This is a genomic window from Methylobacterium sp. J-030 (genome assembly GCF_022829545.1).
Lineage (GTDB): Bacteria > Pseudomonadota > Alphaproteobacteria > Rhizobiales > Beijerinckiaceae > Methylobacterium.
In genome coordinates, this window is record NZ_JAKSYM010000410.1 from 1 (window position 1) to 18463 (window position 18463).

6 protein-coding genes are annotated in these 18463 nt (G+C 70.2%); 5 read left to right on the forward strand and 1 reads right to left on the reverse strand.

The genetic code is table 11. The features are described from left to right. Positions 1-319: 319 nt before the first annotated feature. From treZ to glgB, 5 genes are all read left to right on the forward strand, one after another. Positions 320-2125 carry a malto-oligosyltrehalose trehalohydrolase gene (gene treZ, locus MKK75_RS34830; protein ID WP_244047036.1) on the forward strand — a complete coding sequence of 602 codons (1806 nt, stop codon included), beginning with the start codon at positions 320-322 and terminating at the stop codon, positions 2123-2125. Then, positions 2122-7029: a malto-oligosyltrehalose synthase gene (locus MKK75_RS34835; protein WP_244047037.1), complete on the forward strand. Its 4908-nt coding sequence runs from the start codon at positions 2122-2124 to the stop codon at positions 7027-7029. Before treZ ends, MKK75_RS34835 begins: the two co-directional genes overlap by 4 nt. 176 nt (positions 7030-7205) lie before the next feature. Further along, a complete protein-coding gene (locus tag MKK75_RS34840) occupies positions 7206-10586 on the forward strand; it encodes a maltotransferase domain-containing protein (protein ID WP_244047038.1) in 3381 nt (1126 codons plus the stop codon). Between the two features lie 149 nt (positions 10587-10735). Next, a complete protein-coding gene (treS, locus tag MKK75_RS34845; protein WP_244047039.1) occupies positions 10736-14014 on the forward strand; it encodes a maltose alpha-D-glucosyltransferase in 3279 nt (1092 codons plus the stop codon). Beyond that, positions 14011-16296 carry a 1,4-alpha-glucan branching protein GlgB gene (glgB, locus tag MKK75_RS34850; RefSeq protein ID WP_244047040.1) on the forward strand — a complete coding sequence of 762 codons (2286 nt, stop codon included), beginning with the start codon at positions 14011-14013 and terminating at the stop codon, positions 16294-16296. Before treS ends, glgB begins: the two co-directional genes overlap by 4 nt. 379 nt (positions 16297-16675) lie before the next feature. Here glgB and glgA read toward each other — a convergent pair whose 3' ends face one another. Beyond that, positions 16676-18214 (reverse strand): glycogen synthase GlgA, encoded by a 1539-nt coding sequence (gene glgA, locus MKK75_RS34855; protein ID WP_244047041.1) that lies wholly within the window; start codon positions 18212-18214, stop codon positions 16676-16678. Between the last annotated feature and the right edge of the window lie 249 nt (positions 18215-18463).

Consider the following 18463-nt stretch of genomic DNA (forward strand, 5'->3'; position numbering starts at 1 on the left):
CCCGGCCGTGCCGCTGCCGGGGCGTACGGTTCGGGTGCTCACCAGCACGGAGACGGAGGGCGGGAGCAGGGGCGGGTGCGTGCCGGGGCCGTAGGGGGCGGCATCGTTCCAGAAAAGGATCGGTGACGGCCCCACGTGCTCTCCCTCCCCCGCAGAGGGGGGAGGGAGACGCGGAGCCCTCCGTCCCCCCATTGCCACACCCCGCGCCCGCCATAGCTGCGCTGCGGGAACCGGATCGACCCCGGGGCCTTCTCCCACGACGGATGATCTGCTGCGCTTGCGCCCTTGGCGCGCGGCCAATGACGAGGAATGTGGCCCAATGCGGCGCGCCCACAGCATGGATTTCGGGGCCGAGATGGTCGGGGGCGGGGTCCGCTTCGCCCTCTGGGCGCCTACCGCGCAGCGCGTGGAACTCGTCGTCGACGGCATCGATCACCCGTTGCCCGAATCCGGCGGCGGCTGGCGGCGCACCGCCCTGCCCGGGGTGAAGCCCGGCGCCCGCTACGGCTTCCGCATCGACGGCGACCTCGTCGCCCCCGATCCCGCCTCCCGCTTCCAGCCGGAGGACGTGTCGGGTCTCAGCGAGGTGATCGACCCGCGCGGTTTCGCATGGTCCGACGCGGGCTGGGCCGGGCGGCCGTTCGAGGAGGCGGTGATCTACGAGTGCCATGTCGGCACCGCGACGCCGGAGGGTACCTATGCCGGCCTGCAGGCCCGGCTGCCGGACCTGAAGGCGCTCGGCGTCACCGCCATCGAGCTTCTGCCGCTCGCCGACTTCAAGGGCTCGCGCAACTGGGGCTACGACGGCGTGCTGCCCTACGCGCCGGACGGGGCCTACGGCCGCCCGGACGACCTCAAGCGCCTGATCGACGCCGCCCACGGGCTCGGCCTGATGGTCTATCTCGACGCGGTCTATAACCATTTCGGCCCGGCCGGAAACTACCTCCACGCCTACGCCAAGACCTTCTTCACCGAGCGCCACCACACGCCCTGGGGCGCCGGCATCAATTTCGACGGCAAGGAGAGCGGCCCGACGGTGCGGCAGTTCTTCATCCAGAACGCCCTGTACTGGCTGGAGGAGTACCGGTTCGACGGCCTGCGCTTCGACGCCGTCCACGCGATTCTCGACGATTCGCCTCGCCACTTCCTGGCCGAACTCGGCGAGACGATCCGGAAGACGTTTCCGGACCGGCAGATCCACCTGATGCTGGAGAACGAGGCCAACCAGGCCCGCTGGCTGGAGCGCGACGCCGCCGGCCGCCCGAAGATGCACGACGCCCAGTGGGCCGACGACCTGCACCATTGCTGGCACGTCCTGCTGACCGGCGAGGATGCCGGCTATTATAAGAGCTTTGCCAACAAACCGGTCGCGCACCTTGCCCGCTGCCTCGCGGAGGGCTTTGCCTATCAGGGCGAGCCCTTCTCCACGCTGGACAACCACCCGCGCGGCGAGCCCTCCGGGCACCTGCCGCCCTCGGCCTTCGTAACCTTCCTCCAGAACCACGATCAGGTCGGCAACCGCGCCTTGGGCGAGCGCCTCAACCATCTGGCGGACCCAAAAAAGCTTGATCTCGCCCGGGCCGGCTTCCTGCTGGCACCGCAGATCCCGATGCTCTGGATGGGCGAGGAATGGTCGGCCTCGGCGCCGTTCCTGTTCTTCGTCGACTTCGCGCCGGACGAAGAGCTGAACACGGCGGTGCGCGACGGCCGTCGCCGGGAATTCAAAAGCTTTGCCGCCTTCGCGGATGACACCGGGAAGATCCCCGATCCCACGGAGCGCGAGACCTTCGAGGCCTCGAAGCTCGACTGGTCCGAGCGGGAGCGTTCGCCGCACCGGGAGGTGCTGGCCGAGACGACCCGGCTCCTGGGTCTGCGCCGCGACGTGGTCGTGCCGCTGGCGAAGTCCGGCTACGCGGGCGCCGCCGCCACCCTGCCGCGGGCGGACGTGGTCGATTGCACGTGGCGCTTCGGCGCCGGCACCCTGCGCTTCGTCGCCAATCTCGGGACCGAGCCCTTCGCGCTCGATCCGGGCGGCGCCCGCGTGGTCTGGACCAACGCCCCGGACGGGGCGGGACGCGATCTGCCGTCCTGGACGGGCGTGTTCCTGACGGAGGCCCGGTCGTGAGCGCCCTCGAACAGCTGGCCGATCTCGTCGGCGTCGCCGGCGGCTACACCGACGCCTTCGGCAAGCCCGTCGAGACCTCGCTGGAGGTGCGCCGCGGCCTGCTCGCGGCCCTCGGCTTCGCGGTGGACGACGAGGCGGCGATCGCCGGGAGCCTCGCTGATGTCGAGCGCCTGCGCCGCGGCCTGATCCCGCCGCTCCTGCCCGTGGAGGCCCGCCGGTCGGCCCGCGTGCCGGTGCACCCGCAGAACGGCGTGCCGCACACGCTGGTTTGGCGCCTCATCGACGAGCGCGGCACCGCCCGCGAGGGACGGGCCAATCCTCAGGGGTCCGATCCCGGCTTCGAGCTGCCGCCGCTGACGCCGGGCTATCACCGCCTCATCGTGCAGGCCGGGCAGACCCGCACCGAGGCCTGGGTGATCGCCGCGCCGCAGCGCTGCTGGCGCCCGCGCCCCTACACGGAGGAGGGGGCCTCCGACTGGGGGCTGGCCGCTCAGCTCTACGGCCTGCGCTCGGCCACCAATATCGGCATCGGCACCTACGCGGATGCCGGCGAGGCCGCCCGCGAGGCCGCCCTGCGCGGGGCGGCCTTTTTGGGCCTCAGCCCGGTCCACGCCCTGTTCGGCTCCGACCGGACCAAGATCTCGCCCTACTCGCCGTCCTCGCGCCTGTTCCTCGAGACGCTGTTCATCGCCCCGCGCAGCCTGCCGGGGCTTGCCGGCTCCCGGGCCGAGGCGCTGCTCGCCGAGCGGCAGGACGCGATCACGGCTTTGCGCGAAGCCGCCCTCGTCGACCACCAGGGCGTGCACGACGTGCTCGATCCGGTGCTGCGCGCCCTCTGGGCGGACTCGCCCGCCCGGGCCGGCACCGATGCCGGCTTCGAGCACTTCCGCCGGGAGGGCGGCGCGGATCTCGAAGCCCACGCGATCTTCGAGGCCCTGTCGGAGCATTTCCGGGGGCAGGGCGCGCACTGGCTGGGCGACTGGCCCGAAGATTATCGCCGCGCCGGCACGGAGGCGGTGCGGGCCTTCGCGGCCGGGAACGCCGAGGCGGTCGGCTACCATGCCTGGCTGCAATACCTCGCCGACCGGCAGCTCGCCGAGGCGTCCGCGGCGGCGCTCGGCACCGGCATGCGGGTCGGGCTCTACCGCGACCTCGCGGTCGGCGCCGACCGGGGCGGCTCCGAGATCTGGTCGCATCCGGAGCGCTTCGCCGACAAGGTCTCGATCGGCGCGCCGCCGGACCTGCTGGCGCCGAAGGGCCAGAACTGGGGCCTGCCGGCTTTCGACCCGCTGGCGATGGAGCGCGACGGGCTCGCGGCCTTCCGCGCCCTGGTCCAGGCCAACATGCGCCACGCGGGCGCGATCCGGATCGACCACGCCTTCCAGCTCGCCCGGCTCTACCTGATCCCCCTCGGGCAGGGCGCCCAGGCCGGCGCCTATGTGGCCATGCCGTTCGAGCCGATGCTGGCGGTGCTGCGGCTGGAGAGCCACCGCAACAAGTGCCTCGTCATCGCCGAGGATCTCGGCACGGCACCGGAGGGGTTCTCCGACGCCCTGATGCGGGCCGGGGTGCTCAGCTACCGGATCCTCGCCTTCGAGCGGGAAGCGGACGGACGATTCAAGGCCCCCTCGGCCTATCCGCGGGACGCCCTCACCGCCATCACCACCCACGACCTGCCGACCTTCGTCGGCTGGTGGCGCGGGGTCGACAGCGACACCCGCCAGTCGCTCGGCCTCTACGATCAGGAGCGAGCCGAGGCCGAGCGGGCCGAGCGCGTCGTCGAGCGCCGCCGCCTCGCCGAGGCGCTGGCGGCCGAGCAGCTCATCCCCTCCGCCGAGCCCCCGGAGGCCGCGCCCTTCGAGGCCGCCGCCCGCTACCTCGCCCGTGCGCCCGCGATGCTCACGGCCGTCCAGTACGAGGACGTGGTCTCGGAACTCGCCCAGGCCAACGTGCCGGGCTCGACCGAGGGCTACCCGAACTGGCGGCGCAAGCTCGACCGGGATCTCGCCGACATCGCCGCCCCCGGCGGCCCACTGGCGAAGCTCGCCGCCGCCCTGTCGTCCGAGGCACGGGGCCCGCGCTCGGGCACGGCGCGGCTGGCGGCGCCGCCGCCGCGCTCGACCTACCGGCTGCAGTTCCACAAGGAATTCACCTTCGCGGATGCGGGCCGGATCGTCCCGTATCTGAAGACACTCGGGATCAGCCACATCTACGCCTCGCCGCTCCAGAAGGCGCGGCCGGGCTCGACCCACGGCTACGACATCGTCGATCACGGGGCGATCAACCCGGAGCTCGGCGGCGAGGAGGACTTCATCCGGTTCTCGGAGACGCTGCACGCCCACGGGCTGAAGCTGCTGCTCGACATCGTCCCGAACCACATGGGCGTCGGCGGGTCCGACAACCCGTGGTGGCTCTCGGTGCTCGAATGGGGCTCGCTCTCGCCCTACGCCGACGCCTTCGACATCGACTGGCAGCGCCTCGGGGCCGGGCGCAACCTCGTGATCCCGTTCCTCGGCGACCGCTACGGCGAGGCCCTGGAGAAGGGCACGCTGGAATTGAAGTTCGACGCCGAGACCGGCGCCTTCAGCGTCTGGCACTACGAGCACCAGCTCCCGATCCGGCCCTTGAGCTACCCGACCATCCTCAACCGGGTGATCGCCGCCATCGGCGCGGTCGACGACGACACCACCGCGGAGTTGCTCGCCATCTCCGAGCGGCTGCGGGCGATGGCGATCGACGCCGACGAGACTCGCCGCAAGGGGTTTCCCGAGGAGGCCGAGGGGCTGAAGCGCCGGCTCGCCGAGATCTACGGCGTGTCGCCGCTGATCCAGGAGGCCACCGCCAGCACGCTCGCGCTGCTCAACGGCTTCAAGGGCCGCCCGGACAGCTTCGGGCCGCTGCACCGTCTCCTGGAGGCGCAGGCCTACCGGCTCGCCCATTGGCGGGTGGCGTCGAGCGACATCAACTACCGCCGCTTCTTCGACGTGAATTCCCTGGCCGGCCTGCGGGTCGAGCTGTCCGACATCTTCCACCGCTCGCACGAGACCGTGTTCCGGCACGTCCGCGAGGGCCGGATCGACGGGCTGCGCATCGACCACATCGACGGCCTGGCCGACCCGCTGGGCTACGCGCGGGCGCTGCAGGCGGCGGTCGGGCCGGGCTTCTACGTGGTGGTGGAAAAAATCCTGGAGCCGGGGGAGCGGCTGCGGCCCTGGCCGGTGGCCGGGACCACGGGCTACGACGTGCTCAACCAGCTCGACGGGATCCTGGTCGACAAGACCCGGCGCGGGAAGGTCGAGCGGCTCTACACCTGGGCCACCGGCTTCGACGAGCCCTACGGCTTCCAGCTCCGCGCCGCCAAGGCGGAGATCCTCGAGATCAGCTTCGCGAGCGAACTGGAGGTGCTGACCTCCGATCTCAAGGAGGTCGCCGATGCCGACCGGCGCACCCGCGACTTCACCGTCAACGCCCTGCGCCGGGCGCTGATCGAGATCATCGCGCGCTTTCCCACCTACCGGAGCTACCTGCCGGCGGAGCTGGAGGAGGGCGAGGTCGAGCCGGAGGATGTCCGCCTGATCGAGGGCGCGGTCGCCAAGGCCAAGCGCTGGTCGAGCCTGCCCGATCGCTCGGTCCACGACTTCGCCGCCGAGGTCCTGCTCGGGCGGATCGAGACGGTCGGACCGGGCCGGCCGGATCCGCGGGTGGTGCTGCGCTTCCGCCGCCGGTTCCAGCAGCTCACCGGCCCGGTCATGGCCAAGAGCCTGGAGGATACGCTGTTCTACCGGTACAGCTGCCTGCTCGGCCTCAACGAGGTCGGCGGCGATCCGGGCGAGTACGGCATCGACGCGGAGCATTTCCACGACCTGCAGGTCGCCCGCGCCCGGGACTGGCCGAACGCCATGATCACCACGGCGACCCACGACACCAAGCGCGGCGAGGATGCCCGCACCCGGCTGCTCGCCCTCTCGGAGATCCCCGAGGAATGGGCCGGCGCCTGGGACCTGTGGCAGCGGACGGCCGGACCGCACCTCGCCCGGATCGACGGCGAGCCGGCCCCCGACGCCAACGACCAGTGGATGTTCTTCCAGGGAATCCTCGGCGCCTGGCCGCTCGAACTTCTGGAGCGGGACGAGCCCGGGGCGATCGAGGATTTCCGCGATCGGCTGATCGCCTACGGCGAGAAGGCCATGCGCGAGGGCAAGCGCCGGTCGAGCTGGGTCAATGTCGACGCGGTCTACGAGGGCGCGGTCAAGAAGCTCTTTTCCGCGCTGATCGCCCCGGGCTCGAATTTCTTAAGCGAGCTCCGGCCCTTCGCCCGGCGGCTCGCCCATCTCGGCATGCTGGCGAGCCTCGGCCGGACGGTCCTGAAATGCACCCTGCCGGGCCTGCCCGACACCTACCAGGGCACGGAGATCTGGGATTTCTCGTTCGTCGATCCCGACAACCGCCGGCCGGTGGATTACCCGGCGCTGGAACGGATGCTCGAACAGGGCGGCGAACCGGCGGCCCTGCTGGCCGACTGGCCGGACGGGCGGGTGAAGCAGGCGACGCTCACGCGGCTCCTCACCGAGCGGGCCGAGCGCCCGGACTTCTACGCCAGCGCCGCTCACGAGCCGGTCGACGCAACGGGTCCGCGAGCCGGCAGCGTCATCGCCTATAGGCGGACCGATCCTGGCCAGGAAAGCGGCGACCTGTTCGTGGCGGTGCCGCGGCTCTTCGCGGGCCTCGTCGGCGAGGCGGTCTGGTCGGGCGAGGCGTTTGCGGGCACCCGGGTCGATCTCGGGGCCGGGACACGCTGGCGGGATCTCGCGACGGGGCGGGTCGTGGTGAGCGAAGGGGAGGGGGCCGACCTCGGCGACCTCCTGCGCGCGCTGCCCTACGTGGTGCTGCGGCGGGAGGCGTGAGGGAGCCGCCGCATCCGCCTCTCCCTCCCCCCTTTGCGGGGGAGGGAGGGCGCGCGGTTGGCAGCACTCTCCGCAGCCCTGTCATGTAACTCTGGTGAGACACGTCCCGCCAGATCGCGCGGCACACCCGTGCGCTTCGGGCGTTACGACACAGGGAACGGGAGCCGACGGGCCGCATGAACGCACCGACCAAAGCCGCCGCGACGTCCGGAGCCGAGGCCGTCCTGCCGGCTTCGCTCGCGCCCCGGGCCGAAGGGCCGCGGATCTACAACCTGTTCCCGCTCCTGGTCGGACGCGTTTCGGACTGGATCGCCGAACTGCCACGGATCGCGAGCCTCGGTTTCGACTGGGTCTATCTCAACCCGTTCCACCAGACCGGCGGCTCGAAGAGCCTCTACGCGGTGGCCGATCCCGAACGTCTCGACGAGCGCTTCCGCGACCCCGACGGCACGCCCGACGACGAGCAGATCCGCCGCTTCTGCACCGCCGCGCAGGCTTTGGGCCTGTCGGTGATGACCGACCTCGTCATCAACCACACCGCCGACAACGCGCGCCTCGCCACCGAGCGGCCCGACCTGTTCATGAAGGAGCCCGACGGCTCGATCATGCACCCGGCCGCGGTCGATCCGGACGATCCGTCGATCCGCACCGTCTGGGGCGATCTCGCCGAGCTCGACTACCACACGCCGGCCGCCCGGGACGAGCTGACCCGGATCTGGGGCGCCTACGTGGCACATCTCCAGGAACTCGGCGTGGCGGGCTTCCGCTGTGACGCGGCCTACAAGGTGCCGCCGGAGACGTGGCGCATCCTGATCGGGCAGGCCAAGGAGCGCGACGCCGCCTGCCTGTTCGCCGCAGAGACCCTGGGCTGCACCTTCGAGGAGGCCAGGGCCACGGCCGGCGCCGGCTTCGACTACCTGTTCAACTCCTTCGCGTGGTGGGACCTGAAGAAGCCCTGGGCGCTCGAGCAGTACGAGCGCCTGCGGGTGCTGGCGCCCTCGATCGCCTTCCCCGAGAACCACGACATGAAGCGCCTCGCCGCCGAGATCGGCGGCGGCCCGGAGGCGGTGGCGGCCCATCTGCGCACCCGCTACACGCTCGCCGCCTTCTTCTCGGCCGGCGTGCTGATGCCGATCGGATACGAGTGGGGCTACCGCCGGGCGCTGCACGTGGTCGAGACCACCCCGCGCGACCGCGAGAACGAGACCGGCCTCGACATCTCGGCCTCGATCCGGGCGATCAACGCCCTGCGGGCGGAGCTGCCGGCCGCCAATGTCGAGGGCGCGCAGATCCGGATCTCGTCGCCCGACAGCGATCTGGTGGCGCTCGCCCGCTTCGACACCGGCCATCCGGCCTCGGCGCAGCACAGCCTGATCGTGCTCTACAACCCGACCGACAAGCCGGTGCCCGTGGAGGCCGGCGCGCTCATCGCCCGCACCGGCGGGATGCTCGGCACCTTCGTCGACCGGACCCCGGAGGCCGAGCCGATCGCCTTCCATCCCGGCAGCGCCATCGACCTGATGCCGGGCGAGCTGCGCATCCTCGCCGCCAGCGCCCAGGCGGTCGCCCGTCAGCCGACGCGGGGCACCCCGGACGGCGAGGGCCGCGTGGTGATCGAGGCCGTGAGCCCGGAGATCGACGGCGGCCGCTCGGCGGTGAAGCGGATCGTCGGCGAATCCCTGCGGGTCGAGGCCGACATTTTCTCCGACGGCCACGAGGTCATCGACGCCGCGATCCTGTCGCGGGTCGCCGGCAATGAGGTGTGGCGCGAGGACCCGATGGTCTTCGTCGACAACGACCGCTGGGCCGGGCAATTCCCCCTGGAGCAGAACGCCCGCTACGAGTTCACCCTGATCGCGTGGCGCGACGCCTTCTCGTCCTGGGTGCGTGACACCCTGAAGAAGCGCGCCGCCGGCGTCGATGTCCGCCTGGAGACGATCGAGGGCGTGACGCTCGTCGGGACCGCCGCCGCCCTGGCCCGCACCCGCGGCGGCCGCGACGCCGAGCGCCTCGCCGCGCTCGTGGCAGCGCTGGCCGCCGAGGAGACCGGCTCCGCCACCCAGCTCGACCGGATCCTCCAGCCCGACGCGTCGAGCCTCGTGCGGCGGAACGCCGAGCGGGTGAACCTCACCCGCTATCCCGTGACGCTGCCGGTGATCGCCGACCGCCTCGCGGCCCGGTTCTCCGCCTGGTACGAGATCTTTCCGCGCTCCCAGTCGATGGACGTGAACCGCCACGGCACCTTCGACGACGTGATCCGGCGCCTGCCCGAGATCCGCGAGCTCGGCTTCGACGTCCTCTACTTCACGCCGATCCACCCCGTGGGCCGGACCAATCGCAAGGGGAAGAACAACACCCTGAAGGCCGAGCCCGGCGATGTCGGCTCGGTCTACGCGGTGGGCTCGGAGGAGGGCGGCCACGAGGCCGTGCATCCCGACCTCGGCACGCTCCAGGATTTCGAACGGCTGGTGGCGGCGAGCCACGCCTACGGGATGGAGATCGCGCTGGATTTCGCGATCCAGTGCTCGCCGGACCATCCCTGGATCAAGAACCACCCGGAATGGTTCGAGTGGCGCCCCGACGGCACGCTGAAATTCGCCGAGAACCCCCCGAAGAAGTACGAGGACATCTCGAACGTCCATTTCTACGGGGGCGCCCTGCCCTCGCTCTGGATCGAGCTGCGCGACATCCTGCTCGGCTGGTGCGCGCGGGGCGTGCGCATCTTCCGGGTCGACAATCCGCACACCAAGCCGATCCCGTTCTGGGAATGGGTGATCGGCGAGGTCAACGGCCAGTATCCAGACGCGATCTTCCTCGCCGAGGCCTTCACCCGGCCGAAGATGATGAAGAAGCTCGCCAAGGCCGGCTATCAGCAGAGCTACACCTACTTCACGTGGCGCAACACGAAGCAGGAGCTCACCGACTACGCCCTGGAGCTGGCCGGCGAGATGGGCGAGTATTACCGCCCGAATTTCTTTGCGAATACGCCCGACATCAACCCGTACTTCCTCCAGACCAGTGGGCGAGCCGGATTCATCATCCGGGGTACGTTGGCCGCCACCCTGTCGTCGGTCTACGGCATCTATAACGGCTTCGAGCTGTGCGAGGCGGCGCCTTATCCCGGCAAGGAAGAGTACCTGAACTCGGAAAAATACGAGCTGAAGGCCTGGGACTACGACCGGCCCGGCAACATCCGCGAGCACATCGTCAAGCTGAACAAGATCCGGCGCGAAAACCCCGCCCTCTGGGATTTTCGCAATGTCACCTTCACGGGCGCCTTCAACGACAGCATCATCGCCTACGCCAAGGCGACGCCGGAGCGCGACAACTGCGTCTTCACCATGGTCAACCTCGACCCGAAGAACCGCCAGGAATGCACCTACGAGGTCCCGCTCTGGCTGTTCGGCCTGCCCGACGACGGCGCCGTCGAGGTCGAGGACCTGCTCCAGGGCTACACGTTCGAGCTGCGCGGCAGGACCCACCGGATCGCCCTCGATCCGGCCGAGCGATCCTGCATCATCTGGCGCCTTCGGGCGCCGCGGCGGGTTGCGGGTTGAGGCCGCCCGTGGCACTCGATCATGGCAGTTGAGGCCGGCGGCGGGCATCCCCGTCACCGGCCCTGGTCCCCGCGCGGCGGCCGCCCGCCCGCGCCCCGGTTGGTTCCCCCGCCGGTCCCGTCCGATTTGACCGATGAGGCAGCGACGCGATGATCGATCGCAGCGACCCGCAATGGTACCGTGACGCCATCATCTACCAGATCCACGTCAAGTCGTTCTTCGACTCGAACAATGACGGGATCGGCGACTTCGAGGGCCTGACCCAGCGCCTCGACTACGTGCGCGACCTCGGGGTCACGGCGATCTGGCTGATGCCGTTCTACCCCTCGCCCCTGCGCGATGACGGCTACGACATCGCCGATTACGAGGGCATCAACCCGTCCTACGGGACCATGGAGGATTTCCGGGCCTTCGTTGCGGCGGCGCACGAGCGGGGCCTGCGGGTGATCACCGAACTCGTGATCAACCATACCAGCGACCAGCACCCCTGGTTCCAGGCCGCCCGGGAGGCGCCCCCCGGCTCGCCCGAGCGCGACTTCTACGTCTGGTCGGACACCGACGAGCCGTACCGGGATACCCGGATCATCTTCCTCGACACCGAGGCCTCGAACTGGACCTGGGACCCGGTCGCCAAGCAGTATTTCTGGCACCGGTTCTACAGCCACCAGCCGGACCTCAACTTCGACAACCCGAAGGTGCTGGAAGCCGTCATCGCGACCATGCGCTACTGGCTCGACATGGGCGTCGATGGCCTGCGGCTCGATGCGATCCCCTACCTGATCGAGCGCGACGGCACGAACTGCGAGAATCTCCAGGAGACGCACGACGTCATCAAGAAGATTCGCGCCGCACTCGATGCCAGCTATCCCGACCGGATGCTGCTCGCCGAGGCCAACCAGTGGCCGGAGGAGACCGCCCAGTATTTCGGCGACGGCGACGAATGCCACATGGCGTTCCACTTCCCGCTGATGCCGCGGATGTACATGGCGATCGCCCGGGAGGACCGGCACCCGATCACCGACATCATGCGCCAGACCCCGGAGATCCCGGACGGCTGCCAGTGGGCGATCTTTTTGCGCAACCACGACGAGCTGACCTTGGAAATGGTCACCGCCGAGGAACGTGACTATCTCTGGTCGTTCTATGCCGCCGAGAGGCGCGCCCGGATCAACCTCGGCATCCGCCGCCGCCTCGCGCCGCTGCTCGAGAACGACCGGCGCAAGATCGAGCTGATGAAGTCCCTCGTCCTGTCGATGCCGGGCACGCCGGTGCTCTACTACGGCGACGAGATCGGCATGGGCGACAACATCTATCTCGGCGACCGCGACGGCGTGCGCACGCCGATGCAATGGACCCCGGACCGCAACGGCGGCTTCTCCCGGGCGAACCCTCAAAAACTGTTCCTGCCGGCGATCCAGGACCCGATCTACGGCTTCGACGCGATCAACGTCGAGGCACAGATCCAGGCGCAGACCAGCCTGCTGAACTGGACGCGGCGCATGATCGCGATCCGCAACAACAGCGTCGCCCTGGGGCGGGGCACGATCCAGTTCCTGTATCCCAGCAACCGGAAGGTGCTCGCCTGGATCCGCGAGCACGAGGACGAGCGGATCCTGTGCGTGGCGAACCTCTCGCGCGCCCCCCAGGCGGTGCAGCTCGACCTGTCGGAGCTGCGCACCGCGGTGCCGATCGAGTTGACCGGCGGCACCGAGTTCCCGCCGATCGGCGACCTGCCCTATCTGCTGACCCTGCCGTCCTACGGCTTCTACTGGTTCTCGTTGAGTGCCGCGCGCTCCGGGACGGTCGGGCCGCAGCAGGAGCCACCGGAGCTGTTCACCCTGGTGCTCACCGGCGAGATCGAGACCCTGATGAGCGGGCGCGAGCGCGTCGCCTTCGAGCGCACCGTCGTGCCCGCCTTCCTGATCAGCCGGCGCTGGTTCGGCGCCAAGGGCTCGCGGATCAAGGCCGTGAAGGTCGTCGACTGCGCCGCCCTGAAGGATGTCGACGGCAGCGCGCGCTTCCTGCTGCCGCGGCTGCAGGTGCAGCTCGCCAACGGCGAGAGCCACGAGTACTTCGTGCCGGTCGGCGTCGACGAGGGCCGCGAGGACGAGACGCTGCTGCCCTTCGCGGTGGCGCGGGTGCGCCGGGGTCCGCGCACCGGCCTGCTCTACGGGGCGTCCGGCTCCAACGACTTCGCCGCCTGCCTGATCGACGACATGCGCCAGGGCACCGAGATTCCCACGGAGAGCGGGCGGCTGGTCTTCGCCACCACCTCGGCCTTCGACCCGGAGATCACGGTGGACGTGGCCGATATCCGCCGGCTTTCGGCGGAGCAGAGCAACACCTCGATCGCCATCGGCTCGAAGATGATGCTCAAGCTGCTGCGCCGGCTGCAGCCGGGCACGCATCCGGAGATCGAGGTCGGGCGCTTCCTCACCGAGCAGGCGGGGTTTTCCAACACGCCGGCGCTGCTCGGCACCCTGGAGCACGTGGCCGAGGACGGCACCCGCACGGCGCTGGCGGTCCTGCAGAAGTTCGTCATGAACCAGGGCGACGCCTGGACCCTGATGCTCGAGGGCTTGCGCCGGGACTTCGAGACCGTGGTGCTGACGCCGGAGAGCGAGGCCGCCACCCCCGAGGAGGCGTTCCAGGCCCACCGGCCCTGGGCGGACCTGCTCGGACGGCGCACCGCCGAGCTGCACGCGGCGCTCGCCGTCGAGACCGACGACCCGGCCTTCGCGGCCGAGCCGTTCGAGGAGGGCGACCTCGCGGCGCTGGCGCGCGACGCCCGCCATCAGGCCGAGCGCGCCTTCCGGGCGCTCAAGGGGCAGGCCGAGCGCGGCCTCGATGCCGGGAGGCCCGCCTGCGCGGAGCTGGCTGGGCGCCGCCGGGAGGTCGAGGCGCTGATCGAGCGGCTCTCCGCCGAGCCGGCCCGGGGCGCCCACAAGACCCGCATCCACGGCGACTATCACCTGGGGCAGGTGCTGGTCGCCGAGAACGACCTGATCATCGTCGATTTCGAGGGCGAGCCCTCGCGGCCGGCCGACGAGCGCCGGGCCAAGTCGATGCCCCTGCGGGACGTCGCCGGGCTGATGCGCTCCTTCGCGTACGGTGCCGAGACGGTGATCCGGGAGATCACCGCCCGGTTCGCCGATTCCGAGGAGCGGGCGCGCAGCGCCGCGACCGCGTGGCGCGGCATGATCGAGGCGGCGTTCCTAGCCGGCTACGAGGCCGCGATCGAAGGTTCGCGGGCGGCCGTGACCGACCCGGACACCCGGGACCGGCTGCTGCGCCTCTGCCTGCTGACCAAGGCCCTGTACGAGGTCGATTACGAGGCCAACAACCGGCCGGACTGGATCGAAATTCCCGCCCGCGGGGTTCTCACCATTCTGGACGCGGACCGAAACGAGCCCGGAGCAACGGAATGACGGCGATCGACGAGACCTTCGCAGGACGGGCCGACCCGGAAGCGGGAGCGGCGCGGCATGCGGACGTCCCGGGCTCCGGCGGCGCCGCGGCGGCCCCGAGCGTCCACCCGGACGCGATCGCGTCCCTGATGGGGGCGAGCCACGGCGATCCCTTCGCGGTGCTCGGCCCTCACCGGGTCGGGCCGCAGGCCTGGGAGGTCCGCGCCGTTCTGCCGGAAGCGCGCTCCGCCACCCTGGTGATGGACGGCCGCACCGCGCCGTTCGAGAAGCGCCACCCGGACGGGTTCTTCGTCGCCCGGGTCGAGGGCGAGCACCGGCCCCTCTACGAGATCGAGGTCGAGTCCTGGGACGGGTCGAAGCGCCGTCGCTACGATCCCTATGGCTTCGGCTCCTCGATCGAGCAGTATGACGTGGCCGCGCTCCGCGAGGTCGGCACCAACCTCGTCCAGCGGATCCTCGGCGCCCAGTCGGGCCAGCTCGACGGGATCGACGGCTTCCGCTTCGCCGTCTGGGCGCCCAATGCCCGCAAGGTCAGCGTGGTCGGCGACTTCAACGACTGGGACGGGCGGCGCCACCCGATGCGCCTCTGGCAGGACGGCGGCATCTGGGAGCTGTTCGTCCCCGGGCTCACGGCCGGGGTGCGCTACAAGTTCGAGATCCGCGGCCCCGACGGGTCGCTGATCCCGCTCAAGGCCGACCCGGTCGCCTTCGCGGCCCAGCACCCGCCCGAGACCGCCTCGGTCACGCACGGGGCCGGCGAGTTCGACTGGCGCGATTCCGGCTGGATGAGCACTCGCGGCGCCAAGGACCCGCGCCACGCGGCGATCTCGGTCTACGAGGTCCATCTCGGCTCCTGGGCGCGGGTGCCCGAGGAGGGCAACCGCTACCTGACCTACCGGGAGCTGGCCTCCCGGCTGATCCCCTACGTCAAGGATATGGGCTTCACCCATATCGAGATGCTGCCGATCACCGAGTTCCCGTTCGACGGCTCCTGGGGCTACCAGCCGGTGTCGCTGTTCGCGCCGACGAGCCGCTTCGGCAGCCCCGAGGACTTCGCCGTCTTCGTGGACGCCGCCCACGAGGCCGGCATCGGCGTGCTGCTCGACTGGGTGCCGGGCCACTTCCCGCTGGACGCCCACGGCCTCGGCCTGTTCGACGGCACGCATCTCTACGAGCACGCCGACCCGCGCCAGGGCTTCCACCAGGATTGGGGCACCTACATCTACAATTTCGGACGGACCGAGGTGGCGACCTTCCTGGCCGCCAACGCCCGGTTCTGGCTGGAGCACTACCACCTCGACGGCCTGCGCGTGGATGCCGTCGCGTCGATGCTCTACCTCGACTACTCGCGCCGCCAGGGCGAGTGGATCCCGAACCGCTACGGCGGCAACGAGAACCTCGACGCCATCGACTTCCTGCGCAAGACCAACGAGGCGACCTACAGCCACGCCCCGGGCACGATCACGGTGGCGGAGGAATCGACCTCCTGGCCGGGCGTCTCGCACCCGACCTATACGGGCGGGCTGGGCTTCGGCTTCAAGTGGAACATGGGCTGGATGCACGACACCCTGCATTTCATGCAGGAGAATCCGATCCACCGCCGCTACCACCACCACAACCTGACCTTCGGACTGCTCTACGCCTTCTCAGAGAATTTCATCCTGCCGCTGTCCCACGACGAGGTGGTGCACGGGAAGGGCTCGCTGCTCGGCAAGATGCCGGGCGACCGCTGGCAGAAATTCGCGAATCTCCGGGCCTATTACGGCTTCATGTGGGGGCATCCCGGCAAGAAGCTGCTGTTCATGGGCGGTGAGTTCGGCCAGGAGCGGGAGTGGAACCACGACCACAGCCTGGACTGGCACCACTTGGAGGATCCCCTGCACAAGGGCGTCCAGAGCGTGGTGCGGGACCTGAACCATCTCTACGTCTCGACGCCGGCGCTCTACAGCCGCGACGTGGAGCATACCGGCTTCCAGTGGCTGGTGGCGGACGATCAGGACAACAGCGTGATCGCCTGGGCGCGCAAGGGGGCTAAACCCGGCGAGGTCGCGATCGTGGTGTCGAACTTCACGCCGGTGCCGCGGGAGAGCTACCGGATCGGCGTGCCGCAGAAGGGCTTCTACCGCGAGGCGTTCAACTCGGATGCCGGTGTGTACGGCGGCTCGAACCTGGGCAATGCGGGTGGGAGCCACACCGACGATCAGGCGAGCCACGGCCAGGGACAGAGCCTGTCGCTCACCCTGCCGCCGCTGGCGACGATGATCTTCCTGCTGGAGGGGTGAGGGCGGTTCAGCGCGCCGGTCTCCCTCCCCCCTCTGCGGGGGAGGGTGGCCCAATGGGCGCCCTCTGCGTCAGCAGGGGTCGGGAGAGAGGAACCCGGTTTCAGAAAGGGGCGCTAGCCTTCATGAAGGCCGGCGCCTCAAACCTTTGAAGGTGTTTGGCCGAGCTGACGGCGTGAGGTTGGCATACCCCAACGGCATGGCGCACCCCTTTCCCGGGCAGGTGGAGCGACAGCGGATCCCGATCCGGGATCCAGCACACAAAGCGCCGCGAAAGCGGCTCGGGTTGATTCCGGTAGACGCTGCGCGGAGTCCTGCGCTGGATCCCGGGTCGCATTCCGCTGTCGCTGCATGCGCCCAGGAAAAGGCCGTGGCGAAATCCCTACGCCGCCCGCCAGCGGAGCGCGATGCTGTTGCCGATCGCCCGGCCATACATCGCGGCGTAGTTGTCGGCGGCCTGGTCCCAGCCGAAGCGGGCCGCCATCGCCCGCCGCCGCATGGCGTTGAGGCGCTTCTTCTGGCCGAACGCCTCCAGCGCCCGCCGCACCGCCATCCCGAAGGAGGAGGCGGACGGCTCCGCGAAGGTAAAGCCCGTCACCCCGTCCTCGACCGTGTCGGCCAGCCCCCCGGTGCGGCGCACGATCGGCAGGGAGCCGAAGCGCTGGGCGTACATCTGGGCGAGGCCACAGGGCTCGAAGCGCGAGGGCATCAGCAGGAAGTCGCTGCCCGCGAACATCCGCCGGGCCTGCGCCTCCTCGAAGCCGACATGCACGCCGACCGCGTCCGGGTGGCGCCGGGCGAGGCCGTGGAGGGCCTGCTCGAACCGGCCCTCGCCCTGGCCGATCACCACCAACTGCCCGCCCCCGGCCACGATGGTCTCGGCGGCCTGGAGGCTGAGGTCGATGCCCTTCTGGTGTACGAGGCGCGAGACGATCGCGAAGAGCGGCCCGCGGGAGACCGCAAGGCCGAATTGCCGACGCACCGCCTCGGCATTGGCGCGCTTGCCTTTCCAGTCGTCGACCTCGAATCGCGTGGCGAGGTGCGGATCGGTGCTCGGGTCCCAGGTCTCGTCGATGCCGTTGAGAATGCCGGCGAGGCGACCCTGGGCGGCGCGGGTGCGCAGCAGCCCGTCCAGGCCGCAGCCCATCTCGGGGGTCTGGATCTCCTTCGCGTAGGTCTCGCTCACCGTGGTGACCTGCGAGGCGTAGTAGATCCCGGCCTTCAGGAAGGAGAGCTGCCCGTAGAACTCCGCACCGTCCACCTGGAAGGCGGAATCCGGCACGCCGAGCCGCGGCAGGGCGTCCCGGGGGAACAGGCCCTGATAGGCGAGGTTGTGGATCGTCAGCACGCTCGGCACCCGCCGGCCGCGCCAGGCGCAGTAAGCGGGGGCGAGCGCCGCCTGCCAGTCGTTGAGGTGCAGGAGGTCGGCCGCCCAGTCGGGATCGGCCCCGGCGGCGAGTTCGGCCGCCGCGAGGCTGAGGCGGGCGAAGCGCAGGTCGTTGTCGCCGAAATCCCCGTGCTGGTCGCCGTAGGGCGTGCCGTCGCGCTCGTAGAGATCGGGGCTGAGGAGAACGTAGATGCGCAGGCCGTCGGCGGCCTCGACGAGGCCGAGGTCGCAGGGCGGCACGCCCGCGAAACCGTCGAGGCGCGCCACCACCGTGATCTCCGGGAAGGCGGCGCGAACCTGCCGGTAGCCGGGGATCAGCACGCGGATGTCGTAATGCGCCACCAGAGCCCGGGGCAGGGCAGCCGAGACTTCGCCGAGGCCGCCGGTCTTCACGAAATCGGCCATCTCGGGGGTGGCGTAGAGGATGCGGCGCCGCAGCGAGGCCGGTCGGGCAGCCTGGGTGATGGGCGGGGCCGCGTCGTCCGCGCCGGACGACCAGTCCCCGAAGGACCCACCACGGCGCGCATCGAGCATCGGCAAAGATCCTGGCCGGGTGGGATGCCCCGGTCTGGCAGACGATCGGGCAGACACGGCTGTCGCGATCTCAACCACGGTTAATGCTCCTCCGCCGCGCCGGTTCCGTTGCGACGCACAAAATAGGCCATCCGCAGCGTTAAGCTTCGGTTACGCCATAGTGCAACGCCGCAAGAGTCGCACCCGAAACAAGAGTCGCACCCAAAACGAGTTTTTCGGCCGACCGGACGCTTCTATTCGCGCTGCGGC